We start from the raw sequence: 20,828 nt of genomic DNA on the forward strand, positions 1-20,828 counted from the left end.
TAGGAGGGGACGGCGCCCCGGGCCATTCGCCGAATGGCCTATTACTCGTGGCATCGGGGCGCGCCCTATTGCTCCACGCAGTTGTCCGGATCGGGCACCACGCATTCGGCCAGCACCGCGGGGCCGCCCAGCGAGCGGGTGCGCACCGCCGCCGTCATCGCCGAGGTCTGGAGATCGCGCGGAAGCAGCAGCCACATGCGGCCGGTTTCCTTCATGCGCGAGGCCCGGTCGCCGGCCGAGGGGCCGAAGCCCCAGAAGTAGTCGGCGCGTACCGTGCCGCGTATGGCGCCGCCGGTATCCTGCGCGAACATCAGCCGGTTGACGGTGCCCACCGTGGGCGACGGGTCGCCGGTGGAAACGAAGACCGGGTAGCCCAGGGGCGTGGTGCGCGGATCCACCGCGATCGAACGGCCCGCCGTCAGCGGCACGCCCAGCGCGCCCAGCGGACCTTGCGGGCCATCGGGAATCAGGCGGAAGAACACGTAGCTGGGGTCGGGGATGCCGGTTGCCTGTCCCGCTCCGCCCATGGCGGTGGGCGCCGCGGGGGAGACGTCCCCGGAGGCGGCGGGCGTGGGCGCGGGACTCGCGGCGGGTCGGGCCGGAGCCTTTCCGCCCAGCGCGGCGATGATGGCCGCGACCTCGGGATCGGGGGCCGCGGGCCGGCTGGCGGGCGGGGCGGCAGGGGCGGCCGTGGCCACGGGTGTCGCGGCGGCCGGCGCGGCCACGGCCGGACGCGCCGGCGTCGCGCTGCCGCGCCCCTGCAAGGCGGCGATGATGCGGGCCACGTCGGGATCGCGCTGGATGGCCGGGGCGGCGCGCGGGCTGGCCATCGGCTGCGCGGCCGACGAGGTGGCCGCGGCGCTGCTGGCGCCCAGCGCCAGGCCGCGGGTCTTGATCGCGGCGCCGACGGTGGCGGTGTCGGCGCTCGATGCCTGGGGCAGGAAAGGATGGCCGTTCTGTTCGCCATAGGCGACACGCAGGGTTTCGCCGCCAGCCAGCCGGATCTTGCCCGAGCCCTGGATCTGCAGCGAATACAGCGCGTAGGCGTCGTTCACCCAGGCCAGTACCTGCGCGTCCAGCGCGCGCCGTTCGATGTCCTGGCGCGACCAGTACGGCACGATGCGGCCGCCCTCGGCCCGCACGCGATAACGCTTGTCGCGGATGCCGGGCGTCAGGCCGCCCATGTCCACGTCGTACTGCCGCGCGCCGGGCGAACCGGGCGCGGCGGGCGTCAGGCGCCGGTCGTCCAGCCGCAGCCACTGCCGCTTGCCCGCGGCCGCCACCTGCGCGTCCAGGAACAGCAGGTCGGCCGGCACGCCATGGACGGGGTAGGGGTAGCGGGAGCTGCGCGTGCGGCTGCCTTCCAGCAGCGGTTCGTAGTAGCCGGTGATGACGCCTTCGTCGCTCTGGTCCGGGTTCTGCATGGAATAGGCGTGGAAGCGCTGCTCGAAGAAGCGGCGGATGCCGCCGTCGTCGCTGGCCTCGATGCGGCCGGCGGCCGTGCACAGCTCATCCCAGACCGGTTTCTTGCCCAGGGCCAGGCAACTCTGGCGAAAGGCGCTCAGGCTTTCGCGCGCCGAGTCCGCCGACCAGCCGGGCAGGGCCGAGAACGGCACCGGCTCGAAGCGGGCGTAGCGGGTGGCAAAGGGGGTGCCCAGGTCGTCCGGCGGTACCCGCCCGGGGGCGGGTACGCCGTTGTCCCGGGCAGGCGCGGCGGCTGGCATGGGGCGGGCGGCGCCCGAGGGCGCGGGCGGGCGCGGCGCCGATGGCGCAGGCGCGGCCGTCGCGGCCGTGGGCACGGCGGGCGCCGGCTGCTGCGTGGTTGGCGCGGTGCAGGCGGCCAAGGCCAGCAGGCCGGCACCGGCGGCGGTCGTCATGGACAGCCGGCCTTGCGCGGCCCGCGGCGGGCCCGCTTGAACATGGCTGGTCTCGGGCGTCATGGCGCTTCTCCCGACAGGATCCTGGCCATGCAGTGTGACGCCTCGCCCGCGCCCGTTCCATACCACTTAGGGGATAGGACCTAAGGCGCGGGTGCTGCCGCGAGCCGCTGCCGCTGGTCCTCGTATTCGGCCGCCAGGCGCGCCAGCCGGGATTGCCGCGCCTGTTCCGAAACCCACTGGCCCTGGAGGGCCTGGCGCTGCGAGAGCTGGTATTCCAATCGCAATACCTGCAGCAGCATGCGGTTGTCGGCGGGGGGGAAGCCGGCTAGGCCGTGCAGCCGGCTCAGCACCACGCGCTCGGTATCGCCGCGCGCGCCGGCGCCATGGCCATAGCCGCTCAGGAAGGCGCGCACCTTGTCGCGCATCGCCTCGGGAAAGCCCCGCTGCATGACGATGGCGCCATGAGGGATAAGATCCGACTCCCAGATGATCTTCAGGCGCGCGGCTTCCTGGGGAAAGTGGCTGCGGAAGCGGTCCAGGTCGGCGGTGTTGTTGGTGGCCACATCCACGTCGCCATTGGCCACGGCCAGCGCCGTACCCTGGTGGCCGTCGACGAGTTCGCTCGGGAAATGGCGCTCGATCGCGATGCCGCGGGGCGCGAAAAGCTGCAGCTGGGGAATGACGTAGCCCGACATCGATTGCGTCTCGCCCATGCCCAGGCGCCACTTGCCGGGCTGGTTCAGGACATCGTCCAGCGACTGGATGGGGCCGTCCTTGCGCACGATCAGGACCGAGCGGTAGCCGGGCAGGCCATCGGGCCGCACGACCTGGTTCAGGACCACCATGCCGTATTGCAGCACCGCCTCGAGCGCGAGCTTGCCCGACACGAAGGCCAGGTCCACGCGGTTCTCCTGCATGGCCAGGCGCAGGCCTTCGTAGGACGTGAAGGACAGGGCGACGACGGGGCGGCCCACCGAGGCGCCCATGTCGTCCAGCAGCGGTTTCCAGTCCTGGCGCGATTCCAGCGCGCCGCCCAGGGGCAGCACCCCGAAGCGCAGCGCGGCTTCCTGCGCCCGCGAGACGCCCGGCAGGACGGCCAGCGCGGCACTGGCGAGCAGCAGCGCGAACGACATCCGGCGAACGAGAAGCTGGGCGAGCGTATGCACGATGGGGTAGCGTGGATCGGGGCACCGGATCATCGCATCAACCCGCGCGGACAGAAAGCGACGACATATTTGGCAACAGAATCTGCAAGAATCGAATTCGCTTGTCTTGGCGAACGCGGCTATCCACAATCACGAGACCGTCACTTTCCGTCTCCGCATGGCCGCGCCGCCGCGTCTCGCCGATCTTGCCCGCCGCTCCGTCGGCAGCGTGCCGCTTGCCGTGCGGCTGATGCTGCTCAGCCTGGTGCCGGCCGCGGTGGCCATCCTGCTGGCGATGTCGGTGCTGGCGCGCCATCACCTGACCGAGCTGACCGAACTGACCGAGAACAACGCGCGGGCGGTGGCCCGCCAGGTGGCGACCCTGTCGCGCACGTCGCTGATGCGCATGGACCGCCGCGCGATGCTCAACGCCGCCCGCGTCGGCAGCCAGCAGCCGGGTGTCAGGCAGGTGCAGATCCGCACCCTGGATGGCGAGATCGTCGCCCAGTCGGGTTTCTGGACCAAGCCTACCGATCCGCCGGGACTGGAGGTGCTCGAACCCATAGATAGCGAAGAATCGGCGCGCGCCGGCGAAGTCATGGTGGAGTTCGACCTGGACTCCATCGCCGCCGCGCGCCGCAACCTGTGGTCCACCCTGGCCGCGTTGCTGGGAGCCAGCCTGCTGGGCGTGGGCATCGCCGGCTGGTGGGCGGCGCGGCGCATCAGCGCGCCCATACGCAAGCTGGCCGAGGTCGTCGACCGGCTGGGCGAAGGCGAGGAGGTCGAAGTCGACACCGGCGCCACCGCCGAGGTCGGCCGTCTGCAGCACGGGTTCAAGGTGGCGGCCCAGGCGCTGGCGGACAGCCGCAGGACCATGAAGAGCCAGATCGTGCAGGCTACCCAGGAACTGGCCCTGAAGAACGCCCAGCTGGAGGCCGCCAACCAGGGCAAGACGCGTCTCCTGGCCGCGGCCAGCCATGACCTGCGCCAGCCGCTGCATGCGCTGACGCTGTTCGCCGATGCGCTGCGCTCGGACGAGACCGATCCGCCGCGCCTGGCCTGCATCGCCTCCATCCAGGAGTGCGTGCATTCGCTGGACAGGCTGTTCTCCGAACTGCTCAACCTGTCGCAGATCGACGCCGGCGCGGTGCGCGTGCAGCGCGCCGTATTCCCGCTGGACCACCTGTTCGACGACATCAGCCGCAACTTCCGTCCCCAGGCCGAGGAGCAGGGACTGCGGCTGGTCGTGCGCAAGACCGACGCGTGGGTCGATTGCGACTACGTCATGCTGTCGCGCATCCTGAACAACCTCGTCAGCAACGCGCTGCGCCACACCACGCAAGGCGGGGTGCTGGTTGGCGCCCGCCGGGACGCGGGAGGGATGCGCATCGGCGTCTGGGACACGGGCGTGGGCATCGCGCCGGAGCACCAGCACAAGGTGTTCGAAGAGTTCTACCAGGTCGACGCGTCCAGTTCGCGAGGCTCGCGGGGCCTGGGGCTGGGCCTGGCCACGGTGCGCCGCCTGTGCGACCTGCTGGACATGCCGCTGCGGCTGCAATCCCGCGTGGGCCGGGGAACCGTGGTGACCGTGGTCGCGCCTGCGGCGGCGCCGGCCGAGGTGCCGCCGTCCTGCCCGGCGCAGGGCGCCCAGGTCGATTTCACGGGCATGTTCATGCTCGTGGTCGACGACGAACCCAATATCCTCGAAGGGCTGTCGCTGGTGCTGCGCAACTGGGGTGCCGAGGTGGCCGTGGCCGAGAGCCGGGCGCAGGTCCTGGCCCTGGCCGGGCAGTGGGCGCGGCCGCCCGACGTGGTGATCACCGACCTGCTGCTGCGCGACGGCGAGAACGGGCTGGAGGTGCTGCGGGCGCTCGACGCCCATCCCGGCATGGGCGGCCGCCGGGCGGCGCGCCTGCTGGTCACGGGCGAGACCAAGCCGGACCGGCTGCGCGAGATCGCCGAGGCCGGTATCGCGGTGCTGCACAAGCCGGTCACCAGCGAAGTGCTCAGGCAGGCGCTGGCGGCGGTGCTGCGCGATGCGCGCGGCGACCGCTACTTGACGGCGTAGGCCTGCGTATTGAGCTGCAGCACCGCGTCGAACTGCACCTTCTCGCGGTCGGGACCCAGCGACAGCAGGGCGTCCACCTTGAAGCGCAGCACGCGCTCGTATTGGCGAGGAGGCTCCAGTCCCACCCTGACCCGCGACAGACGGCTTTCGTGCTGGCTGATGGCGGCCTCCAGCGCGCGCCGTATCCGGTCGCGGTCGTGCGGGCTGAGCAGGCTGTAGGACGAGAAATCGGGAATGCCGTAGGTCAGCGACGACTTGCGGCATTCGGCATAGGCCTGCGGAATCAGGCGCGCTCCTTCCGAGCGCGTGTTCAGCAAGGCCTCCAGGTCGCGCGAGACGGCCTCGCGCAGCGCGTAGATATCGGCGCGGCCACTGTCCGGCGACGCCGATTCCAGGCGTTCGATCAGGCTCTTCATAAGGGGAGCCCACCCCCTACCCGCGTAAGCGCGTAGGGGGGGACCTCTACACCTTCACGTTCTTCTTCAGGTCCCAGCCGGCGGACGCGTTACCGGACGATTTCCCGTCGATGCCGATCTTGCTGTAGGTCATCTCGATCTTGCCGAAGCCCAGCGCGACGGCTTCCAGCGGCACGTCCTGCGTATTGTCCGAGGAACCGTCGCGATTGACCGAGGTCACGATCACGTCGGTCAGCTTGTACTCCATGTACTTCTCTTTCTGCCCGCCGGCGCGGTTCAGGGTGATGGTCGCCTTGGGAATCGTGGCCCCGGTGCAGCAGTATTCGAACAGCTTGGGGCTGGCGATGTCCAGGTTGTGCAGGAAGCTGAAGTTCTTCACTTCGACCCGCGCCGACCCGAGGTTGCCCGACGACGATGCGGTGTTCGACTGGGGCTGGGCCGCGCCGAAGCCATAGTTCTGGATCTCTATCCAGTCCTTGTGCTTCTCGTCCGTGCTTTCTCCCTTGATCCCTTCAAGCTGGATGAATGCATCGAATGCCATGATTCAGACTCCTCGTGGTGAATTAGCGGGCCGATTGCGGAAGTTCGGCCACCAGGCGCAGCGAGACGCTCAGTTCGTCCAACTGGTAGTGCGGGCGCAGAAAGGCGGCGGCCTTGTAGGCGCCCGGCTTGCCGGGTATCTCGGCCACTTCGATACGGGCTTCGCGCAGCGGGAACTGAGCCTTGCGTTCCTGCGAGGCCATGTCGTCCAGCAGGACGTACTGCGCGACCCAGTTGTTCAGATAGGTCTCGACGCTTGCCTTCGAGGCGAAGCTGCCGATCTTGTCGCGCATCATCGTCTTCAGATAGTGCGCGATGCGGCTGACCGCGTAGATGTATTGCAACTGCGACGACAGCCGGGCGTTGGCGTTGGCGGCATCGGTGTTGTATTCCTTGGCCTTCTGCGCCGACTGGGTCGAGAAGAAGGCCGCGTAGTCCGTGCCCTTGCAGTGCACCAGCGGAATGAAGCCCAGATCGGCCAATTCCTTTTCGCGCCGATCGGTGATGGCGATCTCGGTCGGGCACTTCAGCGCGACCTCGCCGTCGTCGGTGGCGAAGGTATGGGTGGGCAGCCCCTCGACCAGGCCGCCGCCTTCCACTCCGCGGATCGCCGCGCACCAGCCGTAGCGGGCGAAGGCGTCGGTGATGCGCGCGCCCAGCGAGTACGCGGCGTTGCTCCACAGGTACTTGGAGTGGTCCTTGCCGGTCACGTCTTCCTGGTAATTGAAGGCCTCCACCGGCGCGGTGTCGGGGCCGTAGGGCAGGCGTCCCAGCACGTGCGGCATGGCCAGCCCGACGTAGCGCGAATCCTCCGACGCGCGGAAGGATTTCCACTTGGCGTACTCGACCGTATCGAAGATCTTGGCCAGGTCCCGGGGCCCCGACAGGTCGGTGAAGCTCTCGAACCCGAACAGCTCGGGCGAGGCGGCCGACAGGAAGGGCGCATGCGCCGAGGCGGCGATGTGCGACATCTCCTCCAGCAGATACATGTCCTCGGGATGGCGCGTGAACTCGTAGTCGCCGATCAGCGTCGCGAACGGCGCGCCGCCGAAGGTGCCGTATTCCTCTTCATAGACCTTCTTGAACAGCGCCGACTGGTCGAAATCCGAGGCGCTCTTCAGGTCCTTCACCAGTTCCTTCTTGCTGGCGTTGAACAGCTTGACCTTCAGCGTGGTGCTGGTTTCAGAGCTGTCGATCAGGTACTTCAGCCCACGCCAGCTGCCTTCAAGCTGCTGGAACTCGGGCGCGTGCATCACGGCCGACAGCTGGTCGGACAGCACCGCGTCCAGTTGCGCGATGCGCGCGTCGATGGAGGCGATGGCGTCGCGCGAGATCGTGACCTCGCCGTCGGCGATCTGGCTGACCAGCTCGGCGATGAGGTCCCGCGCCCGTTCCTTCTCGGAATCGGAGCGGGCGATGCGGCTTTGCGACAGGATGGAGTCGAGCAGCGAAGCGGACTCGGCTTCGGCGGATGCGGCGGGCGCCGCGCCTTGTTGCTGGGTGTCGGCCATGGGCGTTCTCCGGTGGCTACGGTGCGTCAGGCTTCGGGGGTGTCGTCTTTCGCGACTTCCCGGGACAACTGGGCGATCTTGTCGGTGTTTTGCAGCACCTCGCTCAGCAATTCCTCGAACTTGTCGTTGCCCGCCATCTTGTTGCGCAGGTCGGCCAGCTTCTGGCGGGCCTCCAGCAACTTGCGCAGCGGATCGATCTGCTGCACGAGCTTCTCCGGCTCGAAGTCGGACAGGCTCTTGAAGTCCAGCGTCACGCCTATGCGCGAGCCGTCGTTGGAAAGCTTGTTGTCCACCTGGTATTGCAGGCGCGGCTTCATGCCCTTGAGCACGTCGTCGAAGTTGTCCTTGTCGACGTTGACGAACTTCCGGTCCTTCAACCGGGGCAGCGGCTCCTCGGGCTTGCCGCTGAAATCGCCCAGCACGCCGGCGACGAAGGGCAGTTCCTTCTTCTCGATGGCGTCGCCGATCTCCACGTCGTAGGTCAGCTGGACCCGCGGCGCACGGACGCGGTCGAGCTTGTGCTGGGTGCTTTCCTTCTTGGCCATGATCGCTCTCCTTGGCGTAGCCGGCGGTCGAACGGGAATGCGGTGCAGTCTAGAAAGCCGGGGCCAGCGGCGGTAGTAGCCAGACGGCCAGACGTGGAGATAGGCCGGAAGGGGTAGGGGGGAGGGGGTGAATGCCGCCTGCGAAGCAGGATGGAGTTGTCCAGCGTGGAGTGGGCGGCGACGTTGTTGATTCATATGATCGAACGGAGAGTGAGATCTCGTCGAATATCTACAAATAGGTATAATCAATGAGGCCGATCGAGTTGAAGCCGCTGCGATGGGTCGCATCCTCCAGAAAGGACCTTCGCGCGATGCCGGAAGCCGTGCAGGATGTGTTTGGCTATGCCCTCTACCTGGCCCAGGGCGGGCAGAAGCACCCGCAGGCGAAGCCGCTCAAAGGATTTGGCGGCTCCGGTGTGCTCGAGGTGGTCGAAGATTTCCTGGGCGACACCTACCGTGCTGTCTATACGATCCGTTATCGATCGGCCGTCTATGTACTACATTGTTTTCAGAAGAAGTCCGTGCGTGGAGTTGCCACGCCCAGACCGGACATCGAACTGATCAGGGCCCGGTTGAAGAGTGTGGACGCATACGAGGCCAGAGCATGAGTATGAGTGACATCAAGGATTTTCCCGTTGAGCAAGGCACGGAAAGTGTCTACGCGGATCTGGGGTACCCGGACGCCTCGGACATGCAGGTCAAGGCCGAACTGGCCAGGGAAATCGCGCAGATCCTGATAGACCGCAGGTTGACCCAGCAACATGCCGCCACCATCCTGGGCATGCCGCAACCCAAGCTGTCCGAGATGTTGCGCGGTAAGTTCAGGGGCATCAGCCAAGCGAAGATGATCGAATGTCTGAACCGGCTGGGCCGCGACGTGGATATCGTCGTCAGGAAAGCCAAGCGTCAGGCGGAAGGACATACGCAGGTCGTCGTGGTCTGATGGCCCCTCACCCCCGCGGCACCCCTATCCGATCCCGTATCACCCCCAACACCGAATCGTCGTTCACGACCTCCGCCAGCCACTGATCCAGCGGCATGTCGGCCCAGCTCACCGCGCGTTCCAGCAGGAAGGACACGGGGCTGTGGGGCTCCACGCGCTTGAAGTGGGCGGCGATCTCGCCCAGGGTGCGCAAGAGTTCCGCGCGGGCCTGGAAGTCCACCATCACGCGCGGCACGGTCATCGCGGGCGCGGCCTGCAACGCGGGCGCCGGCATCGCGGCGGGCACCGTGGGAACGACGGCCGCGGTTTCGCCGGCCTCCTGCCCCTGCCGGGGCGCGATCCCCAGGTTCTGTGCCGCGCGCCCCAGCACCTGGCGCGCACGCTTGAGCCCGTCGCCCAGGTCGGCCAGGCTGGGCGCCTGGCGGCCGAAGCGCTGGTCGACCAGCGCCTGCAAACGGTCGAAGGCGGCCTGCGCCGCGTCGGCGGCGGCCAGGGTCTCCGACACGAAACCCGGTCCGCTGCCTTCGATGGCCTTGTCCACCGATTCCCCGGTGGGCTTGCCCGCGTCCAGGGCCTCCTGGTAGGCGGTGGCGTTCTGGCGCGCCAGATTGTCGACCTCGCGCGAGTCCTGCCAGTCGATCAGCGTGACATGGGGCGCGGAAGCGGTCAGCGGTGCCTTCTTCAAGGCCAGCCCGCCATAAGCGTTGAACCAGGCCAGCTTGCTGGCGCGTTCCTCCAGGTCGTCGCCGTCGGGCCGGGGATGCAGGCCGTCCCAGTAGGTGTCGAGCAGACCGTGCAGCACGCCCATCGCGTCCGCCGCGCCAGCCAGTCCGTGGCGGGCGATCAGGGCCTCGCCCAGCCAGACGGCGGCCTGCAGGTCCTTGCTCTGGCTTTGCAGCACTTCGGCCGCCAGGTCGGCGGCGGCCCGCCAGTCGGCGGTCTTGAGTTCGGTCTGCCAGTCGCCCTGCGACAGCGACGGATCGTCCGCGCGGCGCGCTTCCCGGATACGGTCGTAGGTGTCCGAGAACGAGGCGTCCTCGCCGCAGGGGTCGCCCCCGGCGATGGGTTGCATCAGTTCGGCGATATCGATGGCCATGGGAGTCTCCAGGTCGTCATTCCAGGATGGAGGTCGGCAGCGCGGCGACCGGTTCGGTCCGGGCGTTCAGGAAGCGCAGCATCTCGTCGGACGGGCGCACGTCCATGAAGACCCGGGCCTCGGTGAAGCCTTGCTGCGCCAGCCGGGCCGACAGCTCCTTCCACTGGATGGGACCGTACGAGGTGCGGAAGTCGGGCAGCCGGAAGGCGTGCGAGCCCGAACGGAAATCGGCGATCAGGGTGGCGAAGCCTTCGGCGCCCGGGTAGATCAGCGTCAGCCTCGGCCCCAGGGGGGGCGGGGGAGCGGCGGCAGGCACGGGCGCGGGAACGGCGCCGGGTATCGCGCCGGGCGCGGCGGCTGCGGGCGCCTCCGGCGGCGCGGGCAGCGAGATGTGCAGGCGCGCCTCGATGCAGCTGTCGGGCGACCAGAACACCTGGGCCGTGGCTTCGGCCAGCGATTCCGCGCGGGTCGATGCCAGGTAGGTGCGCTCGCGGCAGACCACTTCCAGCACCGTACCTTGCGGCCCTTCGCTGGCCGTACCCATGCGCGTGGGCTGCGAGAACTGGAAACTGCCGGCAAGAAAGGGCTTGTTGACCTGGGTCGACAGGATGCGCCGCTCGGCCGCGACCATGCCCTGGTAGGCGGGCGATAGCGGCAGGCCGATGCCGGCGACGCGCGTGGGGGTGCGTTCGCGCTCGGTAATGAAAGGCTGCAGCCAGTCCTTCACGAAGGCGGTCAGCCGGCCCTGTTCGCCGTACAGCGCGTCCACCTGTTCCTTGGGCGGCATGCCGCGCAGCGCGGCGACCACGCTCTCGTTCCATCGGGCCTGGACGAACTGGCCGGCGCGTTGCACGGTCAGGTACAGCAGCAGCCGCGACGGCCCCTGCACCACGGACCAGGCGGCCAGATCGTCGCCCTTGAAGACCGCGGCGAACTGTTCCCCCGGCTTGTCCACCGAGGACAGCAGGGCGGCATAGTCGGCCGCCGGCGGCTGCGGCGGCGCGCCCTTGGCACGGAACAGTTCGGCCGCGACGTCGTAGGCGTCCTGGCCGCTGGCGTCGGCGCGCAGGCGCAGGTAGGCGCGCGCGTAATCCGGGCGCTGGGGGCGCAGCACGCGTTCGGTGGTGTCGATCTTGGCCAGCAGCCAGGCGGGGGGCTGGATGGGTTCGGCGCCCCACCATCGGCCGAACATGCTCGTCATGGCATCGGCCAGGAATCCGCCCAGGGGCCGCCAGGCGCCCAGCCAATCGCTCTTGGCGCGGGCCCAGGCCCGGGTCCAGCGCGTGCCCAGGGGCAGCGCGAGGTCCAGCCCCTGCAGCTCGCGGTCGGTGGCGGCGGCCAGCAGGACGTACGGGTCCTCGGCCGTTCCCGCGCGCTTGCCCATGACGTCGAGCTGGGGGCGCCACAACTTGGTGCCTTCGAAGAACCTGGCCTGGAAACGCCCCCATGCGCGAAAGTACTCGCTGAAGTACTGGGCTCGGAACGTTTCCAGGACAGGCTTGCGCTCGGGTACCGCATCCATGGCGGTGCGCAGCATGGGCGCCAGCACCTCCTGCCAGGCCTGGCGCGTGAAGGCGGCCGAGACCGCGGGCATGGCGGCCGCCTCCACGCCCACGACCCGGTCCGGCGGCAGCCAGAAGGCGGTCAGCGCGATCGGGTCGCGCCGCTGGTCGGCCCAGGCGCGGACGTCTTCCGGGCGCGGCGTATGGGCCGCCAGCAAGCGGGCCAGGAGCGCGCGCAGGCGCTGGGCTTCCGCGTCCAGCGTGGCCGATTGCTGCCAGCGCAGGTAGCCCATGTAGGTGGTGAGCAGGGCGGCGGCGTGTTCGCGATCGGCCCGCGCGTCCTGCTCACCCGAGACAAAAGGGCTGAACAGCCTCGCGTCCTGGTCGAAAGCCAGGTTGGTCGCCGCTTCCTGCTGGCATGCATCGCTCTGCCGGCGGCAGTGGTCCAGCATGCGCAGCCGCTGCGATACCGCCAGCAGGTGCTCCAGCCCAACCTGGTTGCGCGCCAGATCGGTCTCGATGATCTGGTCGTAGGGCGCCAGGATCAGGTTGGAGAAATCGCGCAGCACCTGTTCCTTCATCCGTTCGATGTCGGAGTCGGCCCGCCGCAGGCCGAAGCCCAGGCCGGTCCCGGCGCGCGCCACCTCCAGCTGCTCGATGGTCCGGCCGCAGCGGGCCAGCCAGCCTATGCGCGCGGCCGCCACCGCGTCGCTGGGTTCGCGGCAGGCCGTCTGCGTCTGCGCCAGCAGCTTGCCGTCGTCCTGCCGGGCGTTGACGAAGCCGTAGCTCAGCATGGCCGACAGGCCCAGCATCGCGCCCACGCCCACCGCCGCGATGGCCATCTTGCCGGCATTGCCGCGCAAGCTGGGCGAGGCCAGGGGCTGGTCAGCGGGCAGGAAGCGGGTGAAGAGATCGTCCAGGAAGCCGCCCGCGGCGCCACTCTTGCCCGCGGCCGTCTCGGGCGGCGAACCGGTCAGGAACAGGCCGCGCCAGCGGGGCGTGCGCTGGAAGGGATTGTCTTCCAGCATCAGGCCGACCAGGGTTTCCAGGCCCGGCTCCAGCGCCCGCACGTGCTCGACGAATTCGTAGATGGCGCGGCGTCCGGCCGGCGTGCCCTGGCCGCGCAGCGCGGTGATGCGCAACGCATGCAGGCGCTGCACGATGGGCGCGTAGAGTTCTTCGAGCCGGTTTCCGGTGGCCGCGCTGATCTCTTCCGTATCCGACAGCCGGTGCCCCACCGCCTGCGCCAGCGCCTGTTCCGGCACGGCGGCGGCGAAGGCGCCGTAGCCGGGCACCTGGTCCAGTCCGGTCACCACCAGGTACACGGGAAGCTGGACCTGCAGATGCTCCAGGGCCTCGTCCACCAGCCGCCGCAGCCGCATCGCCACCGGGCGTACGGCATCCGGCCCGGCCAGCAGCGTGCGCGCCCCCATGCACACGACGATGCCGTTCAGCGGCAGCTTGTCCCGCTCGGTGGACAGCAGCATCAGCGCCTGGTACCACAGCCCCCGCTCCACGCGGGCCGAGGCATCGCAGACCGCCGAGGGCGGCGTCTCGATCGCGATCATGGATTTGAAGAACCACCATCGCCAATAACCGTCGGGCTGGGGATCGGGAGGCGGAAACGGCGAAACCCGGTTGGCCGCGCGCAGCAGGCCGTCCACGCCGGCCTGCTCGTCGCCCACGAACAGCATCCAGGGGATGCGGTAGAGCGGATCGCGGCCCTTGCCGATCTCGGGCGAACGCTGGATGGCCTGGCGCGCCTGCGCGATGGCGGTGCGCATGCGCTCCAGCGCCACCTTCTCGTCCTCCGGATTGCCGGGACCCAGGTCGCCGATGCGCTTGCGCGCGAACCCCCGCCGCGAGAACCGCTTCGCGCCCGAGGCGAACCACCACAGCACGGCGAAGGCGACCAGGCACAGGGCCAGCACCTGCCAGAACCGGGCCGGCAGGAGCGGCAGCACCAGCGTGGCCACGAACACGAGCAGCGCGGCGATCACCAGCAGCAGGACCAGCGCGGTGGCCACGCGCACGGCCCGCTTCTTCATGCCGGGCAGGCGTTCCAGCGGCTGGGCGATACGGTCGAGGAAACTCATGGCGTCACCGCTTCGGTTCGGTTTGCAGGAACAGGAAATTCGCGGCCAGCTTGTCGTTGCCCCGGTGCGCGTCCAGGAACTCGCGCAGCTTGGGCAGGTAGGCCGAGGCCGGTTCGTACTCGGGCCGTTCCGCCGTGTACAGCGGCGATGGCGAACTGACCACGGTGATCAGTTCCTGGCCGAAGGGCGGCCCGACGATCCAGCCCTCGGGTATCTTCTCGCCCACGTTGAACTGTTCGCCCGCGCGTATCAGCCGGCCGTTCTCCGGCTCGCGCTTGTTGGGGTACAGATGGATGACCGAACCGTCCACCGTGTAGTAGTCCACGTACAGGTAGCCGTCGTAGTCGGCCTGGCCCAGCTTGACCGTGACGCGCTCGCCTTCGGTGAAGCGGTCCGAGTGGCCGGTGGTGGGCGTGACCTGCAGGCCGTGACGGCGATCGAGGTTGCGCGCGCGGTAAGGCTTGAGCAGCGACACCACCTCGCAATGCGGCCAGATGCGCACCTTGATGTCGAAGGTGGGCGACTTCACGCCCTTGATGCCGGCGATGTCGGCCTGCACCCGCGCGATGTCCTCGGGGCGCGAGACGTAGCCGCTTACCGCGGTCGCGCCGCCGTCGGCCACCTGCGCGCCCAGCTCCGAACACGCGTAGGTCTGCAATTGCCCCTGCACCAGGTCCGCCACCGAAGGACCAGTCTCGCGCGGGCCGGCCACCAGCAGCCACAGCAGATAGCCGACCGGGATCAGCAGCGCCACCGCCGCGCCGGCCTTCAGCAGCAGCTTGTCCCACTGCTTGGGATAGCGCGGTCCCGACGGATCCTTCATCAGGTAGGGCTGCGGCGTGATGGGTTCCTCGCGCAGCGTATGCAGGGCGGCGGGTGGAACGGGAAGCTGGCGGCTGTGCAGTTCCTTGAGCTTGCCCAGTTCGCCGGTGTCGCCGGTCTCGAAGTAATACTGGCCGACGAACCCCAGCAGCAGCGCGTGGTAGTAGACCTCGCGCACTTCGTCCTCGTCCGACTTCAGGATGGACAGATGGTGGAAGAACTCGTTGCCGGCGTTGTTGGTGTTGAACAGCGCGACCTGCAGCGGCGTGACGCTGTTCCAGTACGCGGGGTTGCGCGTGATGATCTCGTCGAACCAGGACACCACCGCGAAGCAGGCCGACTCCACGTGCTCGGGCCGCTTGCCGGCCGCCAGCGCCGCCGCCTTCGCCGAGGCGATCAGCTTGCGTGCGTGTTCCTGCACCTCGGCCGCCCCGTTGCCGGCGGTGCCGGCGGCGATCCGCTCGTCCAGCTCCAGTCCGAACGAGAAGACCGGTGAAAAGAAATCCAGCAGGCGTGCCATGGATGACTCCTGGTTGGGCGCTTGTTGCTATTCTTCTGCGCCGACGGGGAACAGCTTGATGACCGTCTCGTCTGCGGGGAGATCGGAAAAGATCGAGATGTTTCGCCGATCCTTGATGAACTGCCAGAACTGGTGCCGCGTATCGATCAGGAAATACGTCGTGTTCGGCGTCTTCTGCGGCAACTCCTCCGGAGGTACCGGCAGCAGGTCGATCTTCAGGCCGAACAGCGCCGCCTGCAGCAGGCGCGGCATTTCCTCGCTCGAGGCGATCTTGCCGGTGCGCTGCAGGCGCTGGGCCAGCTCCATGCCCTGTACCGACGATTCGAAGGCCAGGTAGAAGCGGGTCTTGTCCGACGCGAACAGGCTGACCGGCAGGTCGGCCTTGTGGAAACGGCCGTCGTAGGCCAGCGTGATGCCGACCTCCGCGCCCACCGTCAGCGCCTTGATCAGGCATTCCGCGCGCGCGAAGGCCAGCTTGAAGCAGCGCCGCAGATCGTCGTGGTCGTACACCGGCAGTTCGGTTTCCGCGGGGTTCGGTTGCAGCCCCCCGGCGTAGCCGATTTCCTCCGAGAACACCGAGAACTCCGCCACCAGCCGCCGCAGGTCCTGGTACAGCGGCCAGGGCGGCACCCTGCCCAGCCGCACGTGTTCCTGCAGCAGCGGGATGTAGCGCGCGAAGGTCTGCATCATCAGCACCCGCATCACTTCCTGCGCGCTGGTCGAGGCCGCGCGTATGCCGCGCTGGCGCTTGGCCGAGGCGAAGTCCTGGCCGCGCGACACCACCAGGTCGCGCAGCGCGCGCGTCCAGCGCGCCAGGTTCGGCGAGGCGTTCAGCGACACCATCGGCGGCACGTAGTCCTGCGACAGCTTGAAGCGGCCCGGGCCGTTGGGCAGGATCTCGGCGAACTTGCAGGATTCCGCGCTACCCAGCACCGCCTCGGCATGCTCGTCCAGGCTGCACACGATCCGCGGCTGGCAATCGACGAAATCCACGTCCACCGCGGGCGCCTGCGGATCGAAGGGGTCGGCCACGTGCTCGGTGCGCAGCGCATGCCGCGCCGGCAGCAGCGACTTCTGGTCCGGCCCCAGTCCCTGCACCGTGGGGTCGCGGGCCAGTACGAGATGCAGCGAGATCGGATCGTTGCCCGCCACCGCCATGTCCAGCAGGCTGCGTTCGGGAACCTGCGCATTGCCCGGCTGCGGCGCGCCGGCCGAGCCGCCGCCCACCCAGTGGCCGTCGGCCGTCAGCAGCGCGTAGCGCACGATCCGGACCACTCCGCCCGCCAGCGCCTGCTCGTCCAGCTCCAGCACCTCGAAGCCGCGCGGGTAGGGCGCGTGCAGGCCGTGCAGGGCCCAGCCGTAGGCCCGCGTCCATTCCTCGTGACATTGCAGATGCTGCGGGGCCAGGAATGCGCCCTGGCCCCAGAAAACCTGCTGTCGGTTCAACATTCCCGTGTCCTCCCCATGGCGTGCCGCCGCTTCACAGCGGTTCCGCCACGATCAGGAAGCCGCGCTGCCTCAGGCGTTCCAGCAGGCCGGCGGCTCCCGTCAGGTGAATGGCGCCCACGGCCACGAACATTCCGCCTCGTCTCAGCAGCTCGTCCAGCCTGGGCAGCCAGCGTTCGTTGCGCGCCTCGATCAGGCAGCGCCGCGCCCTGTCCTCGATGGGGCGGGCGCGCGCGTCCAGCCCCACCATCGCGTCGATCTCGTCCAGCCACGCCGCCAGGTTGCGGCTGCGGTAGTACTCCAGCACCCGGGCCGACTGCTCGCTGAACAGCCAGGGGGACTGCAGGCGCTGCTTCAACACCAGCGCCTGCTCGGCCGACGGCACGCAATCGAGTGCCGCCAACTGCTCGTCCAGCGTTTCCAGGTGCTCGGTGCGCAGCTGCATGTCCGCCGCCCAGCGCTCCAGCCGCCGGTCCAGCGTCTGCTCGCCCGCTACCTCGCCGCGCGCCTCCAGCAGCGCCAGCGCGGCCCAGGGTTTCAAGCGATGCAAGAGGGCCGGCGGCACCGCCGGCAGCAGCCGCTGCAGCTCGGCGTACGCCTGCTGGCCGATCAGGCCGGGCAGGCCGGCCTGATCGGCCAGCAGGCGGTAGCGTTCCTTCGAGGCGTCCCAGTGGGCGTCATTGGCCACCTCGTTGACCAGGATCCGGGTATGGCTCATCGCCTCCCGCATCACCCCGGTATCCAGCGCCAGTTCACCGGGATCGCCGAAATGGATGGTGCCGAAGATGAAATTGACCGATTCGGCCGCCGCGCCGTCCGGCGCGGCCGGTGTCGCTCCGGGCGCCTGCACCCGGAAGAGCACGCTGCGCCACTGGCGCCAGGCCTCCACCGGCGGTTCGTCCTCGCGCGGCGTCGCGCCCGGCGGCGCCGACGCGAACGCCGGCACCCCCGCGGCGCAGGCCAGCGCCAGCAACAACGACCGCAGCGCCGACCATAGACCTGGCATGGACCGGCACGGGGGGCGGGAGTGCAGTCCCATGGTCCGCGTCCTCGTAGAAAGTGAAGGCGATTCTTTCAGACGGGATATGTCCGGGCCATATTCCGAGCGGCCTATATCGTTGGTGCAAGCCGCCAGTCCTTGCCTAGCGCGGACGGGCCGACTATCTTTACGGTGTCAGGGGATATGGGGGGAATATGAAGATCCTGATTGCTGATGACCACAGGCTGGTCATCGAGGCCGTCAAGGTAAAGCTGGCCGAACTGGGGCCCGATGTCGAGTTCAGGATGGCGCTCAAGGTCGAGGACCTGCGGCACGAGGCCACCGACGACCTCGACCTGGCCCTGATCGACCTCACGATGCCCGGCGCCGAGGGCTACAGCCACATCGCCGAACTGCGCGAGCGCCTGCCCGCGCTGCCCATCATCGTGCTGTCCGGCGTCGAGGACCCCGACGTCATGCGCGCCGCCATCGACCTGGGCGCCCTGGGTTTCATCCCCAAGGCCTATTCGCCCGACGTCATGCTGTCGGCGGTACGGCTGGTGCTGGCCGGCGGCGTGTTCGTGCCGCAGATGATGCTGTCCGGCATGTCCCACCAGCCGGCCGGCGTGCCCCTGGCCGCCGCGGACGCCGCCGGCGGCGCCCGCTCCACCTCGCTGGACCAGTTGCGGGGCCTGCTGACCGAGCGGCAGATCGACGTGCTGCGCCTGCTGTCACAGGGCAAGCCCAACAAGCTCATCGCCCGCGACCTCGGCATCAGCGAAGGCACGGTCAAGATCCACCTGGCCGCCATCTTCCGCGCGCTGGACGTGCGCAACCGCACCGAGGCGGTGGTCGCGGCACGCGGGCTGGCGGGGCTATAGCGTTCAGGCCAGGCGCTCAGCCATTTCCTTGATCACGTTGTAAACGATGGCGCGCAGGCAGCGAGCCTCGCCGGCGATTGTTGTTTGAAGCGCCGGTTGAGCGCGTGTTCGATCGTTCGCATCGGCCAGGAATGCCTCATACAGCAAGGCGGCCGAATTCACCACGCTACGCTGTTGAACATCCAGCAGTCTTGTCGACGTGTTTCGGTGAATGCCCAGCGCCGTGCCTGCCTCGATCATCAATGGCCGGTCGATTTCCGCGAATCTTCGAGCATTCAGCAGCGGCCAGGCCAACGGCGTCGCATCGGGCCAGTCTCGCCCGTCGAAGGCTGGCGTGTCGTAGACCGAGGTACTGACGAGGTCATAGCGCGGAGCCAACTGTACGCCGGAGGCCGACACGAAGAAGCTCAGGTTCTTCAGGTGTGCGTCGCCGTTCCCGATCAACATGTTGAAGACCAGCCATGAATAGAGCCGCGTACGCGTGATGGCGGAGCTTCGGCACGCATCGGCCAAGCGCGCGAGATTCTCGAGACTGCCCTGCGCGTACTTGAACGTACGATCCAGGCCCAGAAGCTGGCAAGCATCGATGACGTGGCGTCGTTCCCAGGCTTCGTTGATCGCCACGCGGTCGAACCGATCGATGATATAGACCGGTTCGGGGACGTAGCGCCGCCGTACAGTCGGTACGTCCAATCCCATCCTGGATGCCAATTGCATGACGAACCATTCATTGGCGACGGAGTGTGGGTAGGCCGGATCCACGTGTTCGGGTTTCAGGATCTGGAGCGAAGGTAGTGAACCCGATGGCTCATAGAGTTCGTCGTTGTGCAGTACGACGGCAAGCTTGTGCTGCGCTCCGGCCAGGGACATCCGTTTGCTCGACCCATGGGTCAGTGCGACGCGAGGCAACTGACGGATCCGGCGTGACAGCTCGCTGTCGGGCAGCGGCTTCAGCCCCTCGGGAATACCGGTGTCCGGTGCGACACCAGCTTCCAGCGTGACAGAGCCCGCGGATTCCGCACCGTAATAGCCTAGCAACCCGAACGCATCCGCTGCATCGATGTGTGCGTCGGCGGCCAACAAGACGCGCTGGCCTTCTTCCGGCAATAGATTGTCGAAATACCATTGCACCGGACGCTTGCTCGCGCCGTCGATCAACGGTGCACGCTGCAATGGAAGGTGGGGGCTCAATGGATAGCCGTTGCTGTCGGCGTACCAGGCCGCATCGTACTGGAAGGCCCACAGGCCATCCTGTTCCCAAAGTTCACCGATACGGCGACCGTTGATGCTGGCAATGAGCGTGCGTCTGCTCATGGTTTTTGGGCATCACTTCCGAACGAAGCAGGAAGACGACCTGCGGCATCTTCCGGTAGATCGAGGATGATTCGGATCCCCAGTCCGTCGAGGACCTGGAAGAGCTTTCCCCACTGCGCGGTTTCGCCGCCGCGCTCGATCTTGCTCAGAAAATTCTCGCTTACACCCACACTTCCAGCGGCATCGTCCTGGCGGATGCCCTGAGCTTTGCGGACGGCACGTACTATCGGGCCAAGGCTGGTTGCGTCGGCGAGCGTAATTTTCATGAAATCCTCACGGTCAAAAGGATTCGTGATCAGTATGCCCAATTTGACAACAAAATCCTCATGAACTTAAGGATTTTCTATGATGAACTCGGAATTACGGAAGAATCCTTAGGAACGTGAGGATTTTCTACTCCTCCATCCACCTGACAACGTCGTCCACCGCCGCCCGAGACGTGCGGAAGCCGTTGGCGGGGTGGCCCGGATCCGCGAAGCCGAACGAAATCCCGCAGACCACCTTGCGGCCCGGCGCGATGCCGAAATGATCGCGGATGAAGGACGAATATTCCGCCAGCGCGGCCTGCGCGATCGTCGCCACGCCCAGGCTGCGCGCCGCCAGCATGAAATTGCCCACGTAGGCGCCGCAATCCACGGCCCCGTACACGTCCAGCGCCTCGGGCGTGGTAATGATGGCCACGTGCGGCGCGCCGAAGAACCGGAAATTCTCCGCGCCCTGGCGGGCCGAGGCCTCGCGGTCGCCGCGCTGCACGCCCACGCTGTCGTACAACTGGAAGCCGCACTCCCGTCGCCGTTCCCGGTAGACGCCGGGGTACTCGCGCGGGAAGGGGAAATCGGAATGCGCCTGCGGCCGCGACATCACGTGGTCGAACAGGGCCCGCCGGAACCGCTCAGTGCCCGCGCCCGCCGTCACGATCACTTCCCAGGGCTGCGTGTTGCACCAGGAGGCCGTGCGCTGCGTCAGCGCCAGGATGCGCTGGATGGTGTCGCGGGGCAGTTGCTCGGGCAGGAAGCCGCGGCAGCTCCAGCGGTCGTTCAGCAGGCGGGTGAGCGAAGCGTAGTCGTCGGCGTGGTCAGTCATGAGAGCGTGTCTATCTTGGGGGGAGCGGCGCGAACGGAGGG

18 protein-coding genes are annotated in these 20,828 nt (G+C 68.1%); 4 read left to right on the top strand and 14 right to left on the bottom strand.

Translation table 11 applies throughout. The features are described from left to right. Positions 1 to 65 precede the first annotated feature (65 nt). Both EGT29_RS28885 and phnD read right to left on the bottom strand, forming a co-directional pair. On the bottom strand, positions 66 to 1,940 hold the full coding sequence (locus EGT29_RS28885; RefSeq protein ID WP_124687937.1) for an MltA domain-containing protein: 1,875 nt from the start codon (positions 1,938 to 1,940) through the stop codon (positions 66 to 68). 80 nt (positions 1,941 to 2,020) lie between these two features. Continuing rightward, positions 2,021 to 3,046 (bottom strand): phosphate/phosphite/phosphonate ABC transporter substrate-binding protein, encoded by a 1,026-nt coding sequence (phnD, locus tag EGT29_RS04760; protein WP_238160293.1) that lies wholly within the window; start codon positions 3,044 to 3,046, stop codon positions 2,021 to 2,023. 157 nt (positions 3,047 to 3,203) lie between these two features. On the opposite strand from phnD, the gene EGT29_RS04765 reads away from it, so the two are divergent. Further along, the gene (locus tag EGT29_RS04765; RefSeq protein WP_124687938.1) at positions 3,204 to 5,093 is read left to right on the top strand and encodes a hybrid sensor histidine kinase/response regulator; all 1,890 of its coding nucleotides are present in this window, start codon (positions 3,204 to 3,206) and stop codon (positions 5,091 to 5,093) included. Here EGT29_RS04765 and tssE read toward each other — a convergent pair. The 4 genes from tssE to tssB are packed head-to-tail and all read right to left on the bottom strand — an operon-like array spanning position 5,078 to position 8,105. Then, positions 5,078 to 5,509 carry a type VI secretion system baseplate subunit TssE gene (tssE, locus tag EGT29_RS04770; protein ID WP_087840934.1) on the bottom strand — a complete coding sequence of 144 codons (432 nt, stop codon included), beginning with the start codon at positions 5,507 to 5,509 and terminating at the stop codon, positions 5,078 to 5,080. The genes EGT29_RS04765 and tssE overlap by 16 nt on opposite strands. A gap of 46 nt (positions 5,510 to 5,555) precedes the next feature. Continuing rightward, positions 5,556 to 6,050 carry a type VI secretion system tube protein Hcp gene (locus EGT29_RS04775; protein ID WP_124687939.1) on the bottom strand — a complete coding sequence of 165 codons (495 nt, stop codon included), beginning with the start codon at positions 6,048 to 6,050 and terminating at the stop codon, positions 5,556 to 5,558. 22 nt (positions 6,051 to 6,072) lie between these two features. Next, positions 6,073 to 7,560, bottom strand: a complete 1,488-nt coding sequence (gene tssC / locus EGT29_RS04780; protein WP_124687940.1) for a type VI secretion system contractile sheath large subunit — start codon at positions 7,558 to 7,560, stop codon at positions 6,073 to 6,075. Between the two features lie 26 nt (positions 7,561 to 7,586). Beyond that, the gene (gene tssB, locus EGT29_RS04785) at positions 7,587 to 8,105 is read right to left on the bottom strand and encodes a type VI secretion system contractile sheath small subunit (protein WP_124687941.1); all 519 of its coding nucleotides are present in this window, start codon (positions 8,103 to 8,105) and stop codon (positions 7,587 to 7,589) included. Between the two features lie 248 nt (positions 8,106 to 8,353). Here tssB and EGT29_RS04790 point away from each other — a divergent pair, with 248 nt between their 5' ends. Both EGT29_RS04790 and EGT29_RS04795 read left to right on the top strand, forming a co-directional pair. Further along, entirely contained in the window at positions 8,354 to 8,713 is a 360-nt protein-coding gene (locus tag EGT29_RS04790; protein ID WP_124687942.1) for a type II toxin-antitoxin system RelE/ParE family toxin, read from the top strand. A 2-nt stretch (positions 8,714 to 8,715) separates the two neighbouring features. Then, complete coding sequence (locus tag EGT29_RS04795) at positions 8,716 to 9,048, top strand: helix-turn-helix domain-containing protein (protein WP_124687943.1); 333 nt, start codon at positions 8,716 to 8,718, stop codon at positions 9,046 to 9,048. A 7-nt stretch (positions 9,049 to 9,055) separates the two neighbouring features. Here EGT29_RS04795 and tssA read toward each other — a convergent pair whose 3' ends face one another. Genes tssA through EGT29_RS04820 form a run of 5 tightly spaced genes read right to left on the bottom strand, consistent with a single transcriptional unit; the run spans position 9,056 to position 17,536 of the window. Then, complete coding sequence (tssA, locus tag EGT29_RS04800; protein WP_124687944.1) at positions 9,056 to 10,144, bottom strand: type VI secretion system protein TssA; 1,089 nt, start codon at positions 10,142 to 10,144, stop codon at positions 9,056 to 9,058. A gap of 16 nt (positions 10,145 to 10,160) precedes the next feature. Continuing rightward, positions 10,161 to 13,742, bottom strand: a complete 3,582-nt coding sequence (locus EGT29_RS04805) for a type VI secretion protein IcmF/TssM N-terminal domain-containing protein (RefSeq protein WP_124687945.1) — start codon at positions 13,740 to 13,742, stop codon at positions 10,161 to 10,163. 4 nt (positions 13,743 to 13,746) lie between these two features. Further along, positions 13,747 to 15,084 carry a DotU family type IV/VI secretion system protein gene (locus EGT29_RS04810; protein WP_124687946.1) on the bottom strand — a complete coding sequence of 446 codons (1,338 nt, stop codon included), beginning with the start codon at positions 15,082 to 15,084 and terminating at the stop codon, positions 13,747 to 13,749. A gap of 27 nt (positions 15,085 to 15,111) precedes the next feature. Beyond that, on the bottom strand, positions 15,112 to 16,533 hold the full coding sequence (gene tssK / locus EGT29_RS04815) for a type VI secretion system baseplate subunit TssK (RefSeq protein ID WP_124687947.1): 1,422 nt from the start codon (positions 16,531 to 16,533) through the stop codon (positions 15,112 to 15,114). A gap of 31 nt (positions 16,534 to 16,564) precedes the next feature. Continuing rightward, positions 16,565 to 17,536 carry a TraB/GumN family protein gene (locus tag EGT29_RS04820; protein ID WP_124687948.1) on the bottom strand — a complete coding sequence of 324 codons (972 nt, stop codon included), beginning with the start codon at positions 17,534 to 17,536 and terminating at the stop codon, positions 16,565 to 16,567. A 188-nt stretch (positions 17,537 to 17,724) separates the two neighbouring features. Between EGT29_RS04820 and EGT29_RS04825 the strand changes: the two genes are divergently transcribed. Then, positions 17,725 to 18,390, top strand: a complete 666-nt coding sequence (locus tag EGT29_RS04825; protein WP_124687949.1) for a response regulator transcription factor — start codon at positions 17,725 to 17,727, stop codon at positions 18,388 to 18,390. Between the two features lie 3 nt (positions 18,391 to 18,393). Here the strand turns inward: EGT29_RS04825 and EGT29_RS04830 are convergent, their stop codons facing one another. From EGT29_RS04830 to EGT29_RS04840, 3 genes are all read right to left on the bottom strand, one after another. After that, complete coding sequence (locus EGT29_RS04830; protein ID WP_124687950.1) at positions 18,394 to 19,704, bottom strand: HipA domain-containing protein; 1,311 nt, start codon at positions 19,702 to 19,704, stop codon at positions 18,394 to 18,396. Beyond that, positions 19,701 to 20,012: a helix-turn-helix domain-containing protein gene (locus EGT29_RS04835; protein ID WP_370282791.1), complete on the bottom strand. Its 312-nt coding sequence runs from the start codon at positions 20,010 to 20,012 to the stop codon at positions 19,701 to 19,703. The genes EGT29_RS04830 and EGT29_RS04835 overlap by 4 nt, the downstream gene beginning before the upstream one ends. 85 nt (positions 20,013 to 20,097) lie before the next feature. After that, positions 20,098 to 20,787 carry a nitroreductase gene (locus tag EGT29_RS04840; protein WP_124687951.1) on the bottom strand — a complete coding sequence of 230 codons (690 nt, stop codon included), beginning with the start codon at positions 20,785 to 20,787 and terminating at the stop codon, positions 20,098 to 20,100. Between the last annotated feature and the right edge of the window lie 41 nt (positions 20,788 to 20,828).

This window comes from Pigmentiphaga sp. H8, from assembly GCF_003854895.1.
Classification (GTDB): Bacteria; Pseudomonadota; Gammaproteobacteria; order Burkholderiales; family Burkholderiaceae_B; genus Pigmentiphaga.

Coding starts and splice junctions, on each gene's coding strand:
- EGT29_RS04805 (WP_124687945.1), bottom strand. CDS start 13,742: ATGAGTTTCCTCGACCGTATCGCCCAGCCGCTGGAACGCCTGCCCGGC.
- EGT29_RS04810 (WP_124687946.1), bottom strand. CDS start 15,084: ATGGCACGCCTGCTGGATTTCTTTTCACCGGTCTTCTCGTTCGGACTG.
- EGT29_RS04790 (WP_124687942.1), top strand. CDS start 8,354: ATGAGGCCGATCGAGTTGAAGCCGCTGCGATGGGTCGCATCCTCCAGA.
- EGT29_RS04825 (WP_124687949.1), top strand. CDS start 17,725: ATGAAGATCCTGATTGCTGATGACCACAGGCTGGTCATCGAGGCCGTC.
- tssK (WP_124687947.1), bottom strand. CDS start 16,533: ATGTTGAACCGACAGCAGGTTTTCTGGGGCCAGGGCGCATTCCTGGCC.
- tssE (WP_087840934.1), bottom strand. CDS start 5,509: ATGAAGAGCCTGATCGAACGCCTGGAATCGGCGTCGCCGGACAGTGGC.
- EGT29_RS04830 (WP_124687950.1), bottom strand. CDS start 19,704: ATGAGCAGACGCACGCTCATTGCCAGCATCAACGGTCGCCGTATCGGT.
- tssA (WP_124687944.1), bottom strand. CDS start 10,144: ATGGCCATCGATATCGCCGAACTGATGCAACCCATCGCCGGGGGCGAC.
- EGT29_RS04795 (WP_124687943.1), top strand. CDS start 8,716: ATGAGTGACATCAAGGATTTTCCCGTTGAGCAAGGCACGGAAAGTGTC.
- tssB (WP_124687941.1), bottom strand. CDS start 8,105: ATGGCCAAGAAGGAAAGCACCCAGCACAAGCTCGACCGCGTCCGTGCG.
- EGT29_RS04765 (WP_124687938.1), top strand. CDS start 3,204: ATGGCCGCGCCGCCGCGTCTCGCCGATCTTGCCCGCCGCTCCGTCGGC.
- EGT29_RS04775 (WP_124687939.1), bottom strand. CDS start 6,050: ATGGCATTCGATGCATTCATCCAGCTTGAAGGGATCAAGGGAGAAAGC.
- tssC (WP_124687940.1), bottom strand. CDS start 7,560: ATGGCCGACACCCAGCAACAAGGCGCGGCGCCCGCCGCATCCGCCGAA.
- EGT29_RS04840 (WP_124687951.1), bottom strand. CDS start 20,787: ATGACTGACCACGCCGACGACTACGCTTCGCTCACCCGCCTGCTGAAC.
- EGT29_RS28885 (WP_124687937.1), bottom strand. CDS start 1,940: ATGACGCCCGAGACCAGCCATGTTCAAGCGGGCCCGCCGCGGGCCGCG.
- EGT29_RS04820 (WP_124687948.1), bottom strand. CDS start 17,536: ATGCCAGGTCTATGGTCGGCGCTGCGGTCGTTGTTGCTGGCGCTGGCC.